This is a genomic window from Longirhabdus pacifica (assembly GCF_004115085.1).
Lineage (GTDB): Bacteria > Bacillota > Bacilli > Paenibacillales > DSM-105158 > Longirhabdus > Longirhabdus pacifica.
Window position 1 is genome coordinate 11,795 of record NZ_QXJP01000001.1, and the last position, 16,601, is coordinate 28,395.

At 37.5% G+C, this 16,601-nt stretch carries 17 protein-coding genes; 15 read left to right on the top strand and 2 right to left on the bottom strand.

Going from position 1 to position 16,601, the window contains the following annotated elements:
* Positions 1-47: 47 nt before the first annotated feature.
* From D1Z92_RS00075 to D1Z92_RS00100, 6 genes are read left to right on the top strand one after another with little or no spacing between them, the layout of a single operon-like run.
* Positions 48-533 (top strand): DUF2577 family protein, encoded by a 486-nt coding sequence (locus tag D1Z92_RS00075; protein WP_128893603.1) that lies wholly within the window; start codon positions 48-50, stop codon positions 531-533.
* Positions 534-947, top strand: a complete 414-nt coding sequence (locus tag D1Z92_RS00080; RefSeq protein WP_128893604.1) for a DUF2634 domain-containing protein — start codon at positions 534-536, stop codon at positions 945-947.
* Entirely contained in the window at positions 947-2,044 is a 1,098-nt protein-coding gene (locus tag D1Z92_RS00085; RefSeq protein WP_128893605.1) for a baseplate J/gp47 family protein, read from the top strand. The genes D1Z92_RS00080 and D1Z92_RS00085 overlap by 1 nt, the downstream gene beginning before the upstream one ends.
* A gap of 37 nt (positions 2,045-2,081) precedes the next feature.
* Entirely contained in the window at positions 2,082-2,654 is a 573-nt protein-coding gene (locus D1Z92_RS00090) for a putative phage tail protein (RefSeq protein WP_128893606.1), read from the top strand.
* 5 nt (positions 2,655-2,659) lie between these two features.
* Complete coding sequence (locus tag D1Z92_RS00095; RefSeq protein WP_128893607.1) at positions 2,660-4,108, top strand: outer membrane protein assembly factor BamB family protein; 1,449 nt, start codon at positions 2,660-2,662, stop codon at positions 4,106-4,108.
* A gap of 30 nt (positions 4,109-4,138) precedes the next feature.
* Positions 4,139-5,560 (top strand): hypothetical protein, encoded by a 1,422-nt coding sequence (locus D1Z92_RS00100; RefSeq protein WP_128893608.1) that lies wholly within the window; start codon positions 4,139-4,141, stop codon positions 5,558-5,560.
* Between the two features lie 122 nt (positions 5,561-5,682).
* Here the strand turns inward: D1Z92_RS00100 and D1Z92_RS00105 are convergent, their stop codons facing one another.
* Positions 5,683-6,654, bottom strand: a complete 972-nt coding sequence (locus D1Z92_RS00105) for an aldo/keto reductase (protein ID WP_128893609.1) — start codon at positions 6,652-6,654, stop codon at positions 5,683-5,685.
* 300 nt (positions 6,655-6,954) lie between these two features.
* Here D1Z92_RS00105 and D1Z92_RS00115 point away from each other — a divergent pair, with 300 nt between their 5' ends.
* The 3 genes from D1Z92_RS00115 to D1Z92_RS00125 all read left to right on the top strand — a co-directional run bounded on the left by D1Z92_RS00115 (position 6,955) and on the right by D1Z92_RS00125 (position 9,152).
* On the top strand, positions 6,955-7,620 hold the full coding sequence (locus D1Z92_RS00115) for a TetR/AcrR family transcriptional regulator (RefSeq protein WP_164931364.1): 666 nt from the start codon (positions 6,955-6,957) through the stop codon (positions 7,618-7,620).
* A gap of 499 nt (positions 7,621-8,119) precedes the next feature.
* Positions 8,120-8,524 (top strand): sigma factor-like helix-turn-helix DNA-binding protein, encoded by a 405-nt coding sequence (locus D1Z92_RS00120; RefSeq protein ID WP_128893612.1) that lies wholly within the window; start codon positions 8,120-8,122, stop codon positions 8,522-8,524.
* 139 nt (positions 8,525-8,663) lie between these two features.
* Positions 8,664-9,152, top strand: a complete 489-nt coding sequence (locus D1Z92_RS00125; RefSeq protein WP_128893613.1) for a hypothetical protein — start codon at positions 8,664-8,666, stop codon at positions 9,150-9,152.
* A gap of 152 nt (positions 9,153-9,304) precedes the next feature.
* Here the strand turns inward: D1Z92_RS00125 and D1Z92_RS00130 are convergent, their stop codons facing one another.
* Positions 9,305-10,471: an iron-containing alcohol dehydrogenase gene (locus tag D1Z92_RS00130; RefSeq protein ID WP_128893614.1), complete on the bottom strand. Its 1,167-nt coding sequence runs from the start codon at positions 10,469-10,471 to the stop codon at positions 9,305-9,307.
* Positions 10,472-10,706: 235 nt separating this feature from the next.
* On the opposite strand from D1Z92_RS00130, the gene D1Z92_RS00135 reads away from it, so the two are divergent.
* The 6 genes from D1Z92_RS00135 (at position 10,707) to D1Z92_RS00160 (ending at position 16,590) form a co-directional block, all read left to right on the top strand.
* A complete protein-coding gene (locus D1Z92_RS00135; protein ID WP_164931365.1) occupies positions 10,707-11,798 on the top strand; it encodes a phage tail sheath C-terminal domain-containing protein in 1,092 nt (363 codons plus the stop codon).
* A 38-nt stretch (positions 11,799-11,836) separates the two neighbouring features.
* Positions 11,837-12,934, top strand: coding sequence for a phage tail sheath C-terminal domain-containing protein (locus D1Z92_RS00140; RefSeq protein ID WP_128893616.1), 1,098 nt, complete (start codon positions 11,837-11,839; stop codon positions 12,932-12,934).
* A gap of 86 nt (positions 12,935-13,020) precedes the next feature.
* Positions 13,021-14,115: a phage tail sheath C-terminal domain-containing protein gene (locus D1Z92_RS00145; RefSeq protein ID WP_128893617.1), complete on the top strand. Its 1,095-nt coding sequence runs from the start codon at positions 13,021-13,023 to the stop codon at positions 14,113-14,115.
* Between the two features lie 265 nt (positions 14,116-14,380).
* Positions 14,381-15,514 carry a phage tail sheath C-terminal domain-containing protein gene (locus D1Z92_RS17150; protein WP_164931366.1) on the top strand — a complete coding sequence of 378 codons (1,134 nt, stop codon included), beginning with the start codon at positions 14,381-14,383 and terminating at the stop codon, positions 15,512-15,514.
* A 50-nt stretch (positions 15,515-15,564) separates the two neighbouring features.
* The gene (locus D1Z92_RS00155; protein ID WP_128893618.1) at positions 15,565-15,999 is read left to right on the top strand and encodes a phage tail tube protein; all 435 of its coding nucleotides are present in this window, start codon (positions 15,565-15,567) and stop codon (positions 15,997-15,999) included.
* A gap of 42 nt (positions 16,000-16,041) precedes the next feature.
* Complete coding sequence (locus tag D1Z92_RS00160; RefSeq protein WP_128893619.1) at positions 16,042-16,590, top strand: hypothetical protein; 549 nt, start codon at positions 16,042-16,044, stop codon at positions 16,588-16,590.
* The last annotated feature ends 11 nt before the right edge of the window (positions 16,591-16,601 follow it).

Sequence of the window (16,601 nt, forward strand, 5' to 3'; positions counted from 1 at the left end):
CAGATAAAGAAACGTCAATAAGTTGAGCTAAGGAGGAGGCGGTGAGGATGAAACAGCCCTTCGAAGGAAGTTCATATAGCAAAATGATCCAAATGATGAAAACATTTGGCTATAACAAAGATATCGACATTGAACTTGCTACCGTCATCGCTGTGGAACCTTTAAAAATTAAAATTGACAATCTAGATATGGAACTAGAAAGTGAAGATCTCATCGTAGCAGAGCAGTTATTAGAACATACACGAACGATGAAAATAGATAAACAACAGTTTACGATCAAAGCAGATGTAGATAACCACGACATAGATGCTTCTACTATGGCACCGCTAACGTGTTCGAATGCTGGTACAGTTCCAATTAAAAAAGGCGACTTAACGTTTGAATTTACAACAGTAGAACTAACGGCTTCCGAAGTCACAGGTGAAGAAGTGGAAGTTACTTTTTCATCCATGCTAGAAGTGGACGATCGTGTCATTGTGGCTTCGGTACAAAACAATCAACAATTTATTGTATTAGATAAGGCGGTGTTCTAAATGGCTTTAAGTCCAATACAAGTATTAACGCAGCAAGATCAAACAGAAGATAGTGCAATCGCAAGTCCATCGAAAACGTACGCATTCGATTTCAATACGGGAGAAATCAAAGGATTCGTAGAGGATGTAGAAGCATTAAAACAATACATTCGAAAAGCACTTGTTACCCCTAGATTACGTTATTTAATCTATAGTGATCAATATGGAAGTGAATTAGAAAGTTTAATAGGCAGTTATGATTCGCAACCATTAATTTACGCAGAAGTTCCAAGGTTGATTAAAGATGCTTTAATTTATGATGATCGTATTATCGATGTATATGACTTTCAAGTTGAAGCAAGAATAGATGATCTGTTTGCTACCTTTACGGTAGAAAGTATTTACGGAACGTTAGAGCAGGAGGTGAACATATAATGGCATACGAAAATGTAACGAAAGATGTGTTATTACAACGTATGTTGGATCAGTCACCAGATGATTTGGACAAGCGTGAAGGTTCCATCACGTATGACCTTTTGTCTCCAGCAGCAATCGAACTAGCAGAATCATATATTCAACTGGATAGAATACTCACGTTAGGATTTGCAGATACGACGTACGGACCCTATCTTGATCTTCGTTGTAGTGAAATGGGAGTAACGAGAAAACTAGAAACGAAAGCGACTGGACAGGTTACGTTTAGCGGGCCAGAAGGAACCGTTATTCCTGCTGGTACACAAGTATCTACTGCTACGTTAGTGGATCGTGATTCGATTGTGTTTACGACAGTGGCAGAAGTGAAAATACCTAGCAGCATGCAAGTGATGGCTGCAATCGAGGCGGTCGTTGGGGGTGCAGGTGGAAATGTAGATATAGGGGAGATTACAATTGTCATCGGGAACTTAAGCAGTGTGTTGAACGTGATGAACGATACAAAACTAGCAGGTGGAACAGATAAAGAGGAGGATGAACAGCTTTTGAGCCGCTACTTGCAACGTGTGCGCGAAGCGGGTACGAGTGGAAATGTTGGCCACTATTTGCAGTGGGCAAAAGAAGTTCCAGGTATATCTAGAGCCATCGTACAACCTTTATTTGATGGACCTGGCAGTGTCAAAGTCATTGTGTTAAGTAACGAGCAGAAAGCTCCTCCTAGCCCCACCCTTGCAAATGTGGAAAATTATATACAACAGCAGCGACCGATTGGAGCGGCGGTAACCGTAGAAGGGGCAACAGAAATTCCAATGGACATCACTGTGGAGTTGGAGTTTATAGCAGACAACCAACAAGCACCAGACTTAACGTCCATCAAACAAGAACTGACAGAAAAATTCACGGCATATTTTGCTGAACTTGCTTTTAATGATCCTATCATTCGTCGTTCACAGATCGGAAATATGATTTTAGATATCGCTGTAGTAAAGGACTACCATAATCTACTTATGAATAGCAATGTCAGTGGCAACATCGCAGTGGATAGTGCTAATGGAGAGGTGGCCGTATTAAATAGTGTTACCGTAACGGAAAAAGTGTAATCTAGCTTTCATAAGGAAAGGAGGCGTTACAACTACAATGTTGAATACACAACATCCTTACTATTTTACGATGTTAAATGCTATCCCACGTTATTATCATGATGCCAGCATTGCAGATAATATCATGTATGTGGAAGCAGAGGAATTTTTCAAACTAAATGATGAGCGGAAAGAAGTACTGGATCAATTTTTCGTAGATACGGCAACGTGGGGATTAAATAATTGGGAACGAGTCTGCGGTCTAGAAATAAATACTAACTTATCTATCGAGGAAAGACGTTCCGTCATTAAGTCTAAACTAAGAGGATTTGGAACGGTGAACATTCAGTTAATTAAAAAAGTGGTAGAACCTTATGCCGGGGAGATTGAAGTGGAAGATGCAGCAGATCGATATACGATCGTCATTACATTTGTCGGCGAGCGCGGAACGCCAGTACAACTGGAAAATATGAAAGCTTCGCTATTAGATATTATTCCCGCTCATCTAGCGATGGAATTCGTCTTTACGTATTTGACATGGGATGAATTAGATAACTATTTGTGGACGTGGGACGAGTTAGATCAAAAAGATATCACTTGGAAAGAGTTTGAAATCTATAGGAAGGGGTAATAGTCATGCCAGAACAAACGCCCAAATTAAGTATAAAAACGCCGCTCGGTAACGAATATATTTTAAGGCAAAACTTTAATGAAAACTGGGATATCATCGATCAAAATGCAGCATCCCAAAGTGAGCTTGACGACCATCAAGCAGATAGTATCATGCATATTACGGCAGCGGAAAGAGCAGATTGGAATGGAAAAGAAACACCAACAGGTGCACAAGCCAAAGCGGATCAAGCTCTACAAAGTGCAAAAGATTATGCGGATGTACTAGTCGCTGGTATCGATTATGGGGCAGATAAGATCATCATTAACGATGCCAATGACGTATTTACATCTACCAATGTGGAAGGTGCTTTACAAGAGCTTTTTACAAGTGTCAGTAATGGAAAACATAGTATTGCTGCCGCCATTATTGACAAAGACCCAGTGAAAGATTCCAAAGGTAGTGATGATCTAAACAAATTAGCTAATGATATTCGTGATATTGAAATACCATTCGCCGTTCATACATTAGAAGATATGGAGAAACTAACATACTACAAGCCTGAACTACTCAGCGCTGTCATCAATGTGTCTGAGACATCCGCCCAAATTACGGTGGATGTGTATGGAAATTTATATTATACCGGTTCAGTCAACAACAATGGAGCTGTTGTTATCAAGTTTTCTTCAGATCTTCAGCGTGTCATATGGTCTAAGTCGCTGACTTATAGAACCACTGCAATCACCGTTGATGAAGTGGATGATGCCGTTTATGTTGGTGATAGTAATGGACACGTATATAAATACAATAAAACGACAGGTAACTTACTTTGGCAATGGACGTATAGTGATGTGCAGGCACGTACGGTGTTAAAGCTTTCTGCTTATAACGATTCGGTGTATGTGCTCAGAAGTAAAACATTCTTAAAAATTACGGCTGGTCAATTAGATTGGTCGGTAGATACGAATTTTAATTATTATGATGTAAAGGTCGATCCAAGTGGTAACTATTATTACGTTACTATTGGTAAAACGTTATACAGTATCGAAGCACAGTATCCTCCAGGTGGAACGTACAAATGGAAATTTGAAGTAGCATATCGATGTACTAATATTTTTATTGATGTAAATCATGATATTTATATTTCTACTAGTCCGTTAGCGACATTAAAATCAAGTATTTACAAGTTAAGTTATATGGATGGCATGTTATTGTGGCAATACGAGCATGAAGAAGAGGCAGAAAATATCCTTTATTTCGAAGTGGATCGTGATGGTTTTTTATATATGGCCTATGGAGACAGTAAACAATGTAGAATCCTATCACCTAGTGGTAAATTTTTTTATGAGTTCGATAACGATTTGGCTCAAAATGCACTAAGCGATACGTTTACGATTTATGAAGGCTATATGTTTACGTTTAACGCTAAACGATTATACAAAATGTTCGGTATGTATCGATTTCCTATTGTTTAGAAGGAAAATAAAGTGTTGGAGGGGGAAAGCATGCCAGAAAAAACAACAAGATTTGAAATCATTAAATCACTGGAAGAAGATAAAATATCAAGAGCATTGTTTAATGAAAATTGGAATATCATCGATAATGCGGTAACGTCAACAGCAGATTATAACACTCATGTGCAGTCTGACATACACATTACAGAAGTCGAAAGAAGTGCCTGGAATGACAAGGAAACGATAGTCGGAGCGCAAAATAAAGCTAACCGAGTCATCATAGATTCCAATGATTACACATCAAACAGTGTTTCCAATGTAATAAAGTCTGAAGCGGATGACATCGTGGTGAACCCGCAAAATAATTATGGAAAAATAGAACTAGAAGAGGCGCTGCAAGCCCATTTTCTAACTGCACATCAAGGAAAGCAATCCATTGCAGATGCCATTAATGATGTGGACGTAGTGAATAAAAATGCAGATCCCAACGATTCTTTTTTGCAACTTAGTACTAAAATAACACGGATTCGCAAATTCTTTTCAACGAGAAAACTTGAAGAATATTCCTATGAATACGCTCCTACAGATACTGTTTTCGTAACGTTACACCCTCATACTGGATATACACAGATGGTCGTTTTATGTCATGATAGGTATGCTTGTATCAACAACACCGGATTATATGTGATTGATGCAAATGGAAACGTACAAGGTTCTAAGACGTTGAACAAACCGATTTCGGTAACAAAAGATAGCGATGGTTATCTCTACGTTTTTGAACAAGGAACACGTATTTTATATCAGTTTGACCAGCAACTGATACAGCAATGGGCCATTCTTTTTTCCAGTTCCGATGTTTATGCCGTCGCGCATGACAATCAGAAAGGGTATCTCTATATCGCGGGTAATGACATCATTGAAAAAATTGCACAACTAGATGGGGGTACAATATGGACGTATGCACTCGATGATGTGTTTAAAGGTCAAGTCGTTGACATGGATACGGATGGTATGGATAATGTGTATGTTGTAGTTGTAGATAACACCAATACGCAGTTAGGTAAAGTGAAAACAGACGGCAATGATAATCCTGAATTAGAGTGGTTTCAAGATGATAGCTTTGCTAAGGGGAGCTCTATCGTGGTGGATGGTGAGAAAGGCTATTTTTATTATGGAAATGAAAATGGAGCTCTATATAAGAAGGATTTAAACAATCAAGAACAATGGGTGAGATCGTATGCAGGGGCTATTCGTTCGATTCAAGTTAGTAAAGATCAGTATGTCACTTTCGTAAATAACGTCCAAAACGTATACAAACTTAATGCAGAAGGGGAACAAATATATGTTCATGTATACAATACACCCGATCCTGGCAGTATCCTTTCTTTATATCTAGATGACGAATCGTATGTACACACACTTCATCATAATAAAATAGTGAAAACATCCGGCATGTATCGCTTTTTAGCATAGATGTAGTATAGACATAGTACGGGCACAAGACTAAAGGGTATAAAAAATGGATTTTAACATAAAAGGGACCTTGAGTAAGTGGACTTGTACCTTCACCCAAGGTCCTATTTTGAATGTGTGAATTAATATCGATTTCCAGCCGTTGCACCAACTGGAGCAATCTGATCTAATTTTTTCAAATCACTTGCTGTTAATTTGACCTCAAGCGATCGTATATTTTGCTCTAAGTATTTGGTCCGCTTGGTTCCAGGAATAGGGACAATGTCATTACCTTGCGCTACAACCCAAGCTAAGGCAAGCTGTGCCGGAGTACATCTTTTTTCTTCTGCTAGTTTTTCTACTCCTTCTACAATCTTCAAGTTTTGTGCAAATGCTTCATCGCTGAATCGAGGATTTGCTCTTCTCCAATCATTTTCAGCTAATTGACTGCGATCTTTTAATGCACCGGTTAAAAATCCTCTTCCTAACGGGCTGTAAGGAACAAAACCGATACCTAATTCACGAATCGTCTTCAACACACCATTAGATTCTACATCTCTAGACCATAAGGAATATTCGGTTTGTACCGCAGTTATAGGGTGTACGGCATGCGCTTTTCTCAGCTGTTCTTCTGTTACTTCAGATAATCCGATGTAGCGAACTTTTCCTTCCTTTACGAGATCGGCCATGCCACCGACACTTTCTTCAATCGGGACATTAGGATCTACACGATGGAGATAATACAGATCGATCGTATCGGTACCAAGACGCTTCAAACTTGCTTCACATGCTTTTTTGGCATAAGCGGGAGATCCATCATAACCTAAATGTGCAGTTTGTGAACGAAGTGGACCAAATTTTGTTGCGATTGTTACATCATCTCTGACCGATGCTAATGTTTTAGCCACAAGGCGTTCATTGGCTCCATGACCTTCTGCATCCCAGCCGTAAACATCTGCAGTGTCGAAAAAAGATATACCTAATTCCACTGCACGTTCCAATGTTTGTTTTGCTTCTGTTTCATCAATCTCACCATAAAACTCCGACATCCCCATACATCCTAAACCTATACGAGATACTTCTAACCCTTGTGAACCTAATTTTAATTTATCCATGATCTCATTCCTCCACTTTATATAAACATAGTCATGTTGAAAACTTAATCAAATTTCATGTTTTTGCTAAGTATGTGTTGTTATGATTAAAATATACCACATAAAATATACTGAGTAAACTATATTAATTAAATTAGTTCATTTCATTTAATTTAAGTTGCTTGAATGTTATATATATGTTTATAATGTAGAAGCAAGAAGCAAGAAGCAAGAAGCAAGAAGCAAGAAGCAAGAAGCAAGAAGCAAGAAGCAAGAAGCAAGAAGCAAGAAGCAAGAAGCAAGAAGCAAGGAGGAATGTTTATGGCCAGTATAGATGAGAAAAAAAATAAATATGCTGTCAAATTACTTCCCTACGTTCGAAAATTTGGGATCGACACACTCAAAACAGATGAGATTGCCAGCATCATGGACATAAGCAAAGCTACCATGTACAAATACTTTTCATCAAAGGATGAAATTATTGCATATATCGTTGACTTATGTATTGCGTTTATCGAAGAAGATGAACAGAAGCAAGAAAGAAACAACGAAGATTTTGTTTTGTTTTTCCAACAAAGCTATAAGCGATCTATTCTTTTAAGTTTTTATATATCAGACATTTTCCTCAAAGACTTAAAAACGGGATACCCGTCACTGTATGAAACATTAACAGCCAGCTTGCAAGATCGCATAAAAAAGCAAGCCAATCACTATGATCTTGGAATATCTAGAGGCGTGTTTAATCATCTCAACAGTCTGATGATCTGTTTGTCAGAAGATGTGATCATTCGAAAATTTATTGATCCCCTTTATTTATTGGAACACGATATGACGTTAAAGCAGGCACTAGTAGACTACTATCAGTTAAAAAAACATCAAACGATCCATCCGGAAATCTTTGATGCTTTAGATGATACAGTGATGATGGAAGAGTTAGATTATGTTGTGAAGAAAATGAATGCAAATTTACATGTGGAGAGAGGTTGATAACATTCGACCTCTTTTTTTATTCAAAAAAATAAAAAAACATTTAAAAAGTATAAATATACAAAATTACTTTAAAATAACTATATAAACTTTGTAAATCTGTCACTTTAACACAAAAATATTATTAAAAATACAACACTATTGTCAAATTATATTTTATACCATATTGCGTAGCACAACGTCATATAATATAATCTAGTTAATAGCTGTTAAATACCATCTAAACAAAAGTAAACTTATGGTTATTAAAAAATATGTATGAAAAGTACGTTAGCAGCTATGTGCTCCCCGGCATTTTCGGTAGTTTTAAACATTTGATCATTCGTTATAATCATATAATTAATTCATATTTTAGTTCATTAATAATGTAATGAAGTAAGGTAATAATCGCTTTAACAATGTATGTTTTATCAAGCTAAAAAATGAAAATGTTTTATATTATTAAGATTCTGAAAATACAGATAAATATATATTTTTTCTGTAAAATTGGGGTGATAAAATGTCAATATTGAATGTTGAGATGATGGAAAAAATGAATTTATATATGGTGAAGTATGCGTTAGATGAAGAAAAAGGTATACGACGTTTGTTGCAAGATAAATATTTAATTGCAGAGCGAAGATACAAAGGAGATACAGCGGCGAGTGATGTTTTACTTGATTTAGAATTAGCAATAAAATCTGCTTATTTAACTGAAAAACAAAGGCATGTTATTCATTTCTTGTATGGAGAAAGCCAAATGACACAGACGGAAGTAGCGAATAAATTACGTGTATCGCAGAAACAAATTAGTATACATTTAAGAGCTGCGATAAAGAAAATAACAAAAGTGTATAAAACGTGGCGATACAACGAGATAGAAATGTTAGTTGTAGTGGATGATATGGAATGTACAACAGTATAGCTGTATGTACGATTTTTTCTCCATCTTATAGATAAGATGAAGAAACAAGTTCAACCAACTTATTATCACTAATCATAAAAATATAGTTTTCATTTTTTACTGTAGTCAATCCAGACAATTTAAAGAAATGGGTGATACAATGAGTGAAATGATAGATTATATACAACATATGGAGCATTGCTTAAAAAAAGGACAGTCTTTTGAGTGGGAAAATAAAATTTACGATTTAAAACAGCGGCAACATCGTATAGCGTGCATTAAAGAATGGATTGAGCAGTGTGAAGTTTTACCTCCCAACAAAAAGAAAGAACAAGCATTAGAGAAGTTGGCAGACTTAATTTTGCATGAAGAATTATGTGATATGAATGCACATAAAGTAAGACAAGAAGAGTACCCGATTATGAGTACATGGCAGATTAAGCTTCGTCAGAAGCGTGAATACAATATAAAATTAGCAGATGAAATGAATTTAGATATGCAATCATGTCAACCTCCAGTGAGGAGAAAACGCACAGCATGGGAAGAGTGGAGTAGAGAAAAGGGAGAACATGAACGATTGCTTTCTTTCAACCCAGCATATAAGTTATTTGTGCAACACAGTCAAGTGAAAGTCAATGTTGTAAAGTAAAAGCAATATGTGAAGCGAACCAGACCATGTAGTATCAGGGCTTTAAATAAAACGTAGTTAAAGAAAAGGCAACTATTCTCCATTTACGGAATAGTTGCCTTTCCATTTTCACACTAATACACCCTATGTGAAATAGTGGTGACAGTTAAGAATTACAGTGACATTTTGTAAATTTCCATCACATCAGCATGATCTAATTTTTTGAAGTTGCCAAACGGTCCATTTTTTGCGGCATGATCTGCCATAACCGACAGTTTAGCATCGTCAATGTTGTAATCTGCAAGTCGATTTGGAGCGCCAATGGAAGTCCAAAATGCACTTAGTGCGTCTATTCCAGCCTCCGCAATTTCACGGTCTGTTTTACCAGCGGGATCAATATCAAATACGTTCGTAGCTAATTGTTTGAATCTCGTTACATCTTCATCTAATGTATATCTCATCCAGTTAGGGAATAAAATTGCCAAACCTCCCGCATGGGTAATATCGTAAACTGCGGATACAGCGTGCTCCATATTGTGAGTAGCCCAGTCTCCTGCACCTATTCCCATGCTTAATGTACCATTAAGCGCCATCGTTCCGCTGTAAAGAATAGTAGCTCGATGTTCCACATTTTCAAGGTCTTCCATTAATTTTGGGCCAACGTCTATTACCGTACGTAAGATCGTTTCTGCAAAACCATCTTGAATTGGTGTAGGAGCACCGTGATGGAAATATTGTTCTAATACGTGTGACATGATATCAACCATGCCATACATCGTTTGGTCTTTTGGTACGGTTAACGTATTTTTAGGTTCAAGAATAGAAAATTTAGGAAATACAAATGGACTGCCCCATCCTATTTTTTGCTGCGTATCCCACTTTGTAATGACAGATCCAGCATTCATCTCTGATCCAGTTGCTGCTAAAGTCAGTACAGTTCCTAGCGGAAGTGCATCTTTTGCTACTGCTTTTTTATCGATGATATCCCACACATCTCCATCATATTTCGCACCAGCAGCAATGGCTTTCGTGCAATCAACGACGCTACCTCCACCAACAGCAAGTAGAAAATCTATTTGTTCTTCCTTACAAATGGCAACACCTTTATGTACCGTAGTGAGCCTTGGATTCGGTTCCACTCCGGAGAGTTCAAATACTTCTGTATCTATTTCACGTAAATATTTCATCACTTGATCATACAATCCGTTTCGTTTAATACTACCGCCGCCATAAATAACAAGTACTTTTTTACCGTATTGAGGTATTTCAGTTTTTAAAGCTTCTAATTTCCCATCACCAAAAATGAGCTTTGTAGGATTTCCATATTCGAAAGGTTTCATTGTTTATCGCTCTCCTTATCTCTTAAATGCATGCCAGTATAATTACCATTCCCTGACACCAACAATTTCATTATATCATCAAAAAATATTGATTTAAAGATGGTGTTACTATTTTTTGTTGAAAATCTCGTTCAAAATGCAAATAAACTCACGATAATTTTTTTCCAATGGTATACAATGACTAACCTCGTACACTCTCTATATGAATACTACAAGGATTAAAGGAGGAATGTACATGGCAGGAGGAACATGGGACCCTACTAAGGAACTGCCTATAAGACCAGGGGTATATATGCGATTGATCGATGCAGCAGATGAACAAATCATTGGCGGTGTACGTGGCATTGTCGCGATGCCATTTGTGAACTACACCAATGCACAACCTAATGTGGTTTATGAATTCAGTAGCGGAAGAGATGTATCACAGCAATTCGGTAACAATTCAGCATTAAATCCCGTAAGATTAGCACTTCGCGGCGGTGCAAAGAAAGTAATCGCGTATGCTGCTAGAAACTCCATATTGGGCAGTCAAGCGCAGATTGATGAGATGATGGATACACTAGCCAGTCGCGATCCAGATGTGTTTGTATTTCCAGACGCAATGTGGACAGAGGGGTTTGTAAGAAATCGTATACTCTCACACTTGAAGAAACATCGAGAAAATGGAAGCTACTACATTTTTGTCATATCCAAAGAAGAAGACGTTATTATTGAACGTAATACTGCATCTGTAGCTGAAAAAGAGCAAGCGTTTTCTGCTTACACATCGGATGATTTTCTTGTTCATTTGGGTAATGGAGCGGTAATCGATGGATTGTGCAGTGATAGGCATCAATTCACAGCTTATGTGGCAGGCCTAATTGCAAGCGTGCCTTTAACTAAATCTATTACTTATATGAAGGTTCCGAGTAGCACATTAACAGAAGAATTTAATAGAACAGAAATGATTCATTACCTGCAACAAGGATATTTGCTCCTAGACTATAAAAGGCAACAAATCAAAATTGAAAAAGGTATTACGACAACAGGGAAAAACCTTCGTTCGGTTAAAACCAAACAAGCCATTGCGATGGATGTAAGAAGATTTGTCGTTAGCAAATTAATAGGAAAATTAAATAATGATACAGATGGCCAACTAGCATTGAAATCTGCTATTCAAGCATATTTGGAACGTTATGAGCAATTCGGTGTGCTAAAAGACGCTGAGGTGCTCATAGATGATGATTACAATAATGATCCTAATATCGAAGCGGATACAGTATACATCAAAATATCATATACCGAAATAGAGTCAATGGAAAGAATATTTCTGACCGTAACGATCTAACAAAGCATACATCACCATATTTAAAGGAGGAATACACCATGGCAGGAGGAACATGGGAACCAACAGGCCAGTTGCCTGTTAGACCGGGATTATATACGCGTTTTTTGGATGCAGCCATTCAGCAAATCAAACCAGGACCAAGAGGCATTGTAGCGATGCCTATCCTGACAGACAAACAAGAACCAGATCAAGTGATTACGATCACTAGTGTGGGGGAAGCAGAGGCACTGTTCGGAGCGGAAAATATACGTGCTATTCGTTTAGCATTTCTAGGTGGAGCGAAAAAAATTCTCTTGTTTACGATTGAAAAAGAGCCAAAAGATAATAAAGGGGTAAATAGGATGTGCGCTCAGTTTGAAAAAAGAGTGTTTAACGTCTATGTCCACGACAGCAACTTATATAGAGCGCATAGTAACCCCGATTATGGCATTAAAAATTGGATCACTTCCAATAGAGAAGTCTTAGGCAACCACTTCATTGGAATCTTTGGCACAGAAGATACTCCATCTCAAACAGCGAACAAACAACCTAACGTCGGAGCTAAACTTGCCGTAGATTTCAAAGATGATTATATTGTTCAATTAAGTAACGGTGCAGAATGGAATGGGGAAACATTGGATTCAATAGACTTTGCCCCTTATATCGCAGGAGTCATCGCAGGAACCCCATTGAATAAATCGATTACGTACCATTCGGTGCCAGTGGATACCGTAGATGAGCACTATACTGATGCACAAATAAAAGAAAAATTGAAGCAAGGTTTGCTCATACTGAGAGAAGATCGCTATAACAAGGTTCTTATTGAGAAGGGAATTGTTACTACAGGAGAGAAAATCCGTTCCATTCGTGTAAGACAAGCCATTCCGTTTGATATTCGCGTCATTGCAGAAGATGCATATATAGGCAAGGTAAATAACGACAGTGATGGTCGTGCGGCAGTGATTGCAGCTATCTCATCATATTTAGAAAAACTAGAAAACTATCAAGTATTAACAGATTACGAAGTAACATTAGATCCAAACTACCACTCTAGAACGGGAGAATACGAGCCAGATGAAGCAGACACGCTTTATTTACGCATATCGTATAGAGAAATTGACGCTATAGAACGTGTTTTTATTACCGTTACCGTTTAGTTTTTAAAAAAATAAATAGAAACACGGTATAAAGCAACGCCGTTAGCACCTTCTCATTATGAACACTTAAAAAGGAGGAATGTACAATGGCAGGAGGAACATGGGACCCTTTGGATTTACCTACGAGACCGGGTTTGTATATGAACTTCGAACAAGCTGCTATCAGGCAAATTACAAATGGTGAGCGTGGTGTTGTGGCTCTAGCTTTAACAACTTACGTTGGAACAGCGGTGGAGGATAACGTGTATACCATTTACAATATAGCCCAAGCAGAAGATAAGTTTGGAGTTCAGTATATAAGACCAATTAAACTTGCACTATTAGGTGGTGCGGAGAGAGTACTCGTTTATACACTAAAACCAAGTCAATCACAACCAATGTTTGAACATGATAGTGAAACAGCCAATGCTGCACAGTATGATTACGATGCCATGAGAGAAGCATTGTCCAAATGGAATTTTAATGTATTTGTCGATACCCCACAAGCATTTAAATATACGGAAACAGCAGCTTGGGTGAACAAATGTAAAGACGAATTAGGTAAACATTTCTTAGCTGTGGTGGGAAACAAGAATAATGATGATAGTCTTAAAAATCCAATGGCGGCTACAACAGATGATTATATGGTTCAGCTTGCTAACGGTATGGAATTTGAGGGAGTAAAATGTTCTGCTCGACAGTTTGCTCCATATATCGCGGGGTTAATCGCAAGCACACCACTCAACAAATCGATGACGTATCATCGTGTCTTAGGAGAACAATTGAATTACACATATTCACATAGTGAAGTTGTGAATGGATTAAATAGTGGTCACCTTATATTAACAGCAGGCAAAAGTGGAATCCGAGTGGAACAAGGAATCACGAAATCTAAAGCAAAAATTCGTTCCATTCGTACACGACAAGCTGTCGCAACAGATATACGACGTACAGCAGAAGATAACTATATCGGAAAATTAAATAACGATGCAGATGGGCAAAGTGCGCTTATCGCAGCAATTCAATCGTATATGGAAGTACTTGAAAATAATAACGTATTAACGAATTTCCAAGTAGGTTTAGACCCTACTTATCATGGAAATACAGCCGCAAACAAATCAGAACCAGATACGGTATATTTATCTATATCTTACGATGATATCGATGCAATGGAGCGAATCTTCTTAAGTGTATCCATTTAACAACACATTTCTTTGATAAAAATCAAGAAATAAATTATTCATAAAAAAAAGCAACATAGTAGGGTATATTGTAGAGCATTTCGTACCTTCACCTTATGAAGAGTACTTTGTGTTCATGTGAATTTATCAATCGAAAAATAAAATAAAGCAAAAGTGCACAGGAACGCTGGGATGAATTCGAGCGAATTTTTGCATGAGACACTGCAATAAAATATACGCTGCTGGGGAGCAGAAATAATAATAATGTGAAAGAAGGGGAAACAGTATGGCAGGAGGAACATGGGATCCATTAGGTGAAGAAAAAGTAAGACCAGGTTTATACATGCGTTTTGTCGATGCAGCTATTGCACAGATCCAAAATGGACCACGAGGTGTTGTAGCGATGCCAGTGAAAGATCTAGCTACGAAATCGCATAACAAAGTACATGAAATTTCCAGTGTAAGAGAAGCGATGGAAAAACTATTAGAAAAAGATGCAAACAATCAGTATGTAAACGCAGAAGCAATCGAACCGATTAAAAAAGTATTGCAAGGTGGAGCGAATAAAGTTCTAGTATTTTGTACAGGGACTTGGAATTTTGAAGCAATTAGTAACGCCTTTGAAAAATATGATTTCAATGTCTTTGTTCTAGCTCCACATTTTTTAAATGGATATACTAATCTCGTAACAAGTTGGGTCAATGATTGTAGAGAAAAGCTAGGCAAGCACTTCATTGCAGTTTTACCTGAATTAGAACAACAAGAACAAACACTTGCCGGAGGAGAAGAGTCAGCACAACCAGCAACGGCGAACACCAATGAGGATGAACCATACATCGTTCGTTTGCGAAATGGTTTGCAAAGCGATATGGGTAATAGTGGAACAGAAATGGATGATCTTAATGAAGCCATTTATCAATTTGCTCCTTATATCGCAGGCGTCATAGCGGGTACAAAATTAAATGAGTCTATTACGTATCGTCGCTTACCTTTTAGCGGGGTATCTAAGAAATTTACTCACATGGAAATTCAGAATGAATTGAGCCAAGGAAATCTCGTTATCGTAGAAGATAAATACGGTTTGCGTATTGAACAAGGCATTACAAAGTCAGGAGACAAAATTCGCGCTATTCGTGTAAGACAAGCAGTGGCTGAAGATATTCGCCGAGAAGCAGAAAGTAATTATATCGGTAACCTCAATAATGACGAAGATGGACAAGTAGCATTACTGTCTGCGATCACAGCATATTTAGAAAGAATGGAACAATATAGTGTGTTAACAGATATTCAAGTTCAATTAGATCCTGCATACCATGGGAAGAAAGCAAATTACAAACCAAATCCAGATTCAGTATATGTTCAAATTAGCTATACAGACATCGATTCAATGGAACGTATATTTATAACGGTAACATTATAGGTTATTAAAATATCATTTAACTTTAAACGAAAAAGGAAGGGTGAAGTAACATGGCATTAGATGCTGCAAGAACAATTACAGGTACATTTGGAGAAGTATGGCACGATGGACAATGGTTAACGAATATTAAAAGTGCAGAGGCAACAGTTGAAATTAATAAAGAAGAGATTTCACGTGCAGGAACACGATGGGTAGCGCATAAAGTAACAAGTTTATCCGGAAGTGGAAGCATGTCAGGTTATAAAGTCACGACTAATTTCTTAGAACAAATTGGTACAACAGCGAACGATAAATTTAGACCGTTTGTTACAGAACTCATCTTAGCATTGAAAGATCCAGATGCATTTGGTGCATACCGTGTTCGATTAAAAGGAGTTCAATTCGATAGTCTTCCATTGATTAATTACGAAGTAGGTTCCATTGTAGAAGAAGAGATGCCTTTTACATTCACAGGGTATGAAATTATAGATAAATTACAAAATTAGTAGGGGAGAAATACACTCTCCTCCTTAAAGGAGGGCTGATGCATGACATATACCAGTTATAAGTTATTGGATGTATTTCACTCCATTCGACTATTTCTCGTAAATAATGGGTTGATAACGGGAGAGAATGTGTACTATCACACGTACCCAGATACGTTACAGGATGGAGATCCTTTTTTTGTCATTAAACTTATTCAAGATGATCGGGTGATGGAAAATCCGTACATGTTGAATGCAAAACAGCAATTTGAGATTGAATTTGCGGATATCGTGAAAGATAACATCATTACGAAGATGGACAAGCTCAGCTCTACACTGTATGCCAAACGTTATATACCATATACCAAAGATGGCGGAATGAGTATAGCCGATGAGCTTCAGGATGGGCAACAGATGCCCCTTCAGTCCATGCAAAATCAAGACACTACGATGCAGTTAAAGGTGAATGCATTCACCATATTTGATATGAAGGTGCTTGAAACTACTGAAGTATTTGTATGTAAAGCACTTTTAACGGTTTCTCAAAATGTACCGTTTGACCAACAGACGTATAACAAGATAGGAAAAATAATACCTAAAATTAACGATTAGGAGGAATGTAC

Excerpts from the sequence above, each read along its gene's own strand:
- D1Z92_RS00075 (WP_128893603.1), top strand. The coding sequence starts at position 48 with ATGAAACAGCCCTTCGAAGGAAGTTCATATAGCAAAATGATCCAAATG.
- D1Z92_RS00080 (WP_128893604.1), top strand. The coding sequence starts at position 534 with ATGGCTTTAAGTCCAATACAAGTATTAACGCAGCAAGATCAAACAGAA.
- D1Z92_RS00085 (WP_128893605.1), top strand. The coding sequence starts at position 947 with ATGGCATACGAAAATGTAACGAAAGATGTGTTATTACAACGTATGTTG.
- D1Z92_RS00090 (WP_128893606.1), top strand. The coding sequence starts at position 2,082 with ATGTTGAATACACAACATCCTTACTATTTTACGATGTTAAATGCTATC.
- D1Z92_RS00095 (WP_128893607.1), top strand. The coding sequence starts at position 2,660 with ATGCCAGAACAAACGCCCAAATTAAGTATAAAAACGCCGCTCGGTAAC.
- D1Z92_RS00100 (WP_128893608.1), top strand. The coding sequence starts at position 4,139 with ATGCCAGAAAAAACAACAAGATTTGAAATCATTAAATCACTGGAAGAA.
- D1Z92_RS00105 (WP_128893609.1), bottom strand. The coding sequence starts at position 6,654 with ATGGATAAATTAAAATTAGGTTCACAAGGGTTAGAAGTATCTCGTATA.
- D1Z92_RS00115 (WP_164931364.1), top strand. The coding sequence starts at position 6,955 with ATGGCCAGTATAGATGAGAAAAAAAATAAATATGCTGTCAAATTACTT.
- D1Z92_RS00120 (WP_128893612.1), top strand. The coding sequence starts at position 8,120 with ATGTCAATATTGAATGTTGAGATGATGGAAAAAATGAATTTATATATG.
- D1Z92_RS00125 (WP_128893613.1), top strand. The coding sequence starts at position 8,664 with ATGAGTGAAATGATAGATTATATACAACATATGGAGCATTGCTTAAAA.
- D1Z92_RS00130 (WP_128893614.1), bottom strand. The coding sequence starts at position 10,471 with ATGAAACCTTTCGAATATGGAAATCCTACAAAGCTCATTTTTGGTGAT.
- D1Z92_RS00135 (WP_164931365.1), top strand. The coding sequence starts at position 10,707 with ATGGCAGGAGGAACATGGGACCCTACTAAGGAACTGCCTATAAGACCA.
- D1Z92_RS00140 (WP_128893616.1), top strand. The coding sequence starts at position 11,837 with ATGGCAGGAGGAACATGGGAACCAACAGGCCAGTTGCCTGTTAGACCG.
- D1Z92_RS00145 (WP_128893617.1), top strand. The coding sequence starts at position 13,021 with ATGGCAGGAGGAACATGGGACCCTTTGGATTTACCTACGAGACCGGGT.
- D1Z92_RS17150 (WP_164931366.1), top strand. The coding sequence starts at position 14,381 with ATGGCAGGAGGAACATGGGATCCATTAGGTGAAGAAAAAGTAAGACCA.
- D1Z92_RS00155 (WP_128893618.1), top strand. The coding sequence starts at position 15,565 with ATGGCATTAGATGCTGCAAGAACAATTACAGGTACATTTGGAGAAGTA.
- D1Z92_RS00160 (WP_128893619.1), top strand. The coding sequence starts at position 16,042 with ATGACATATACCAGTTATAAGTTATTGGATGTATTTCACTCCATTCGA.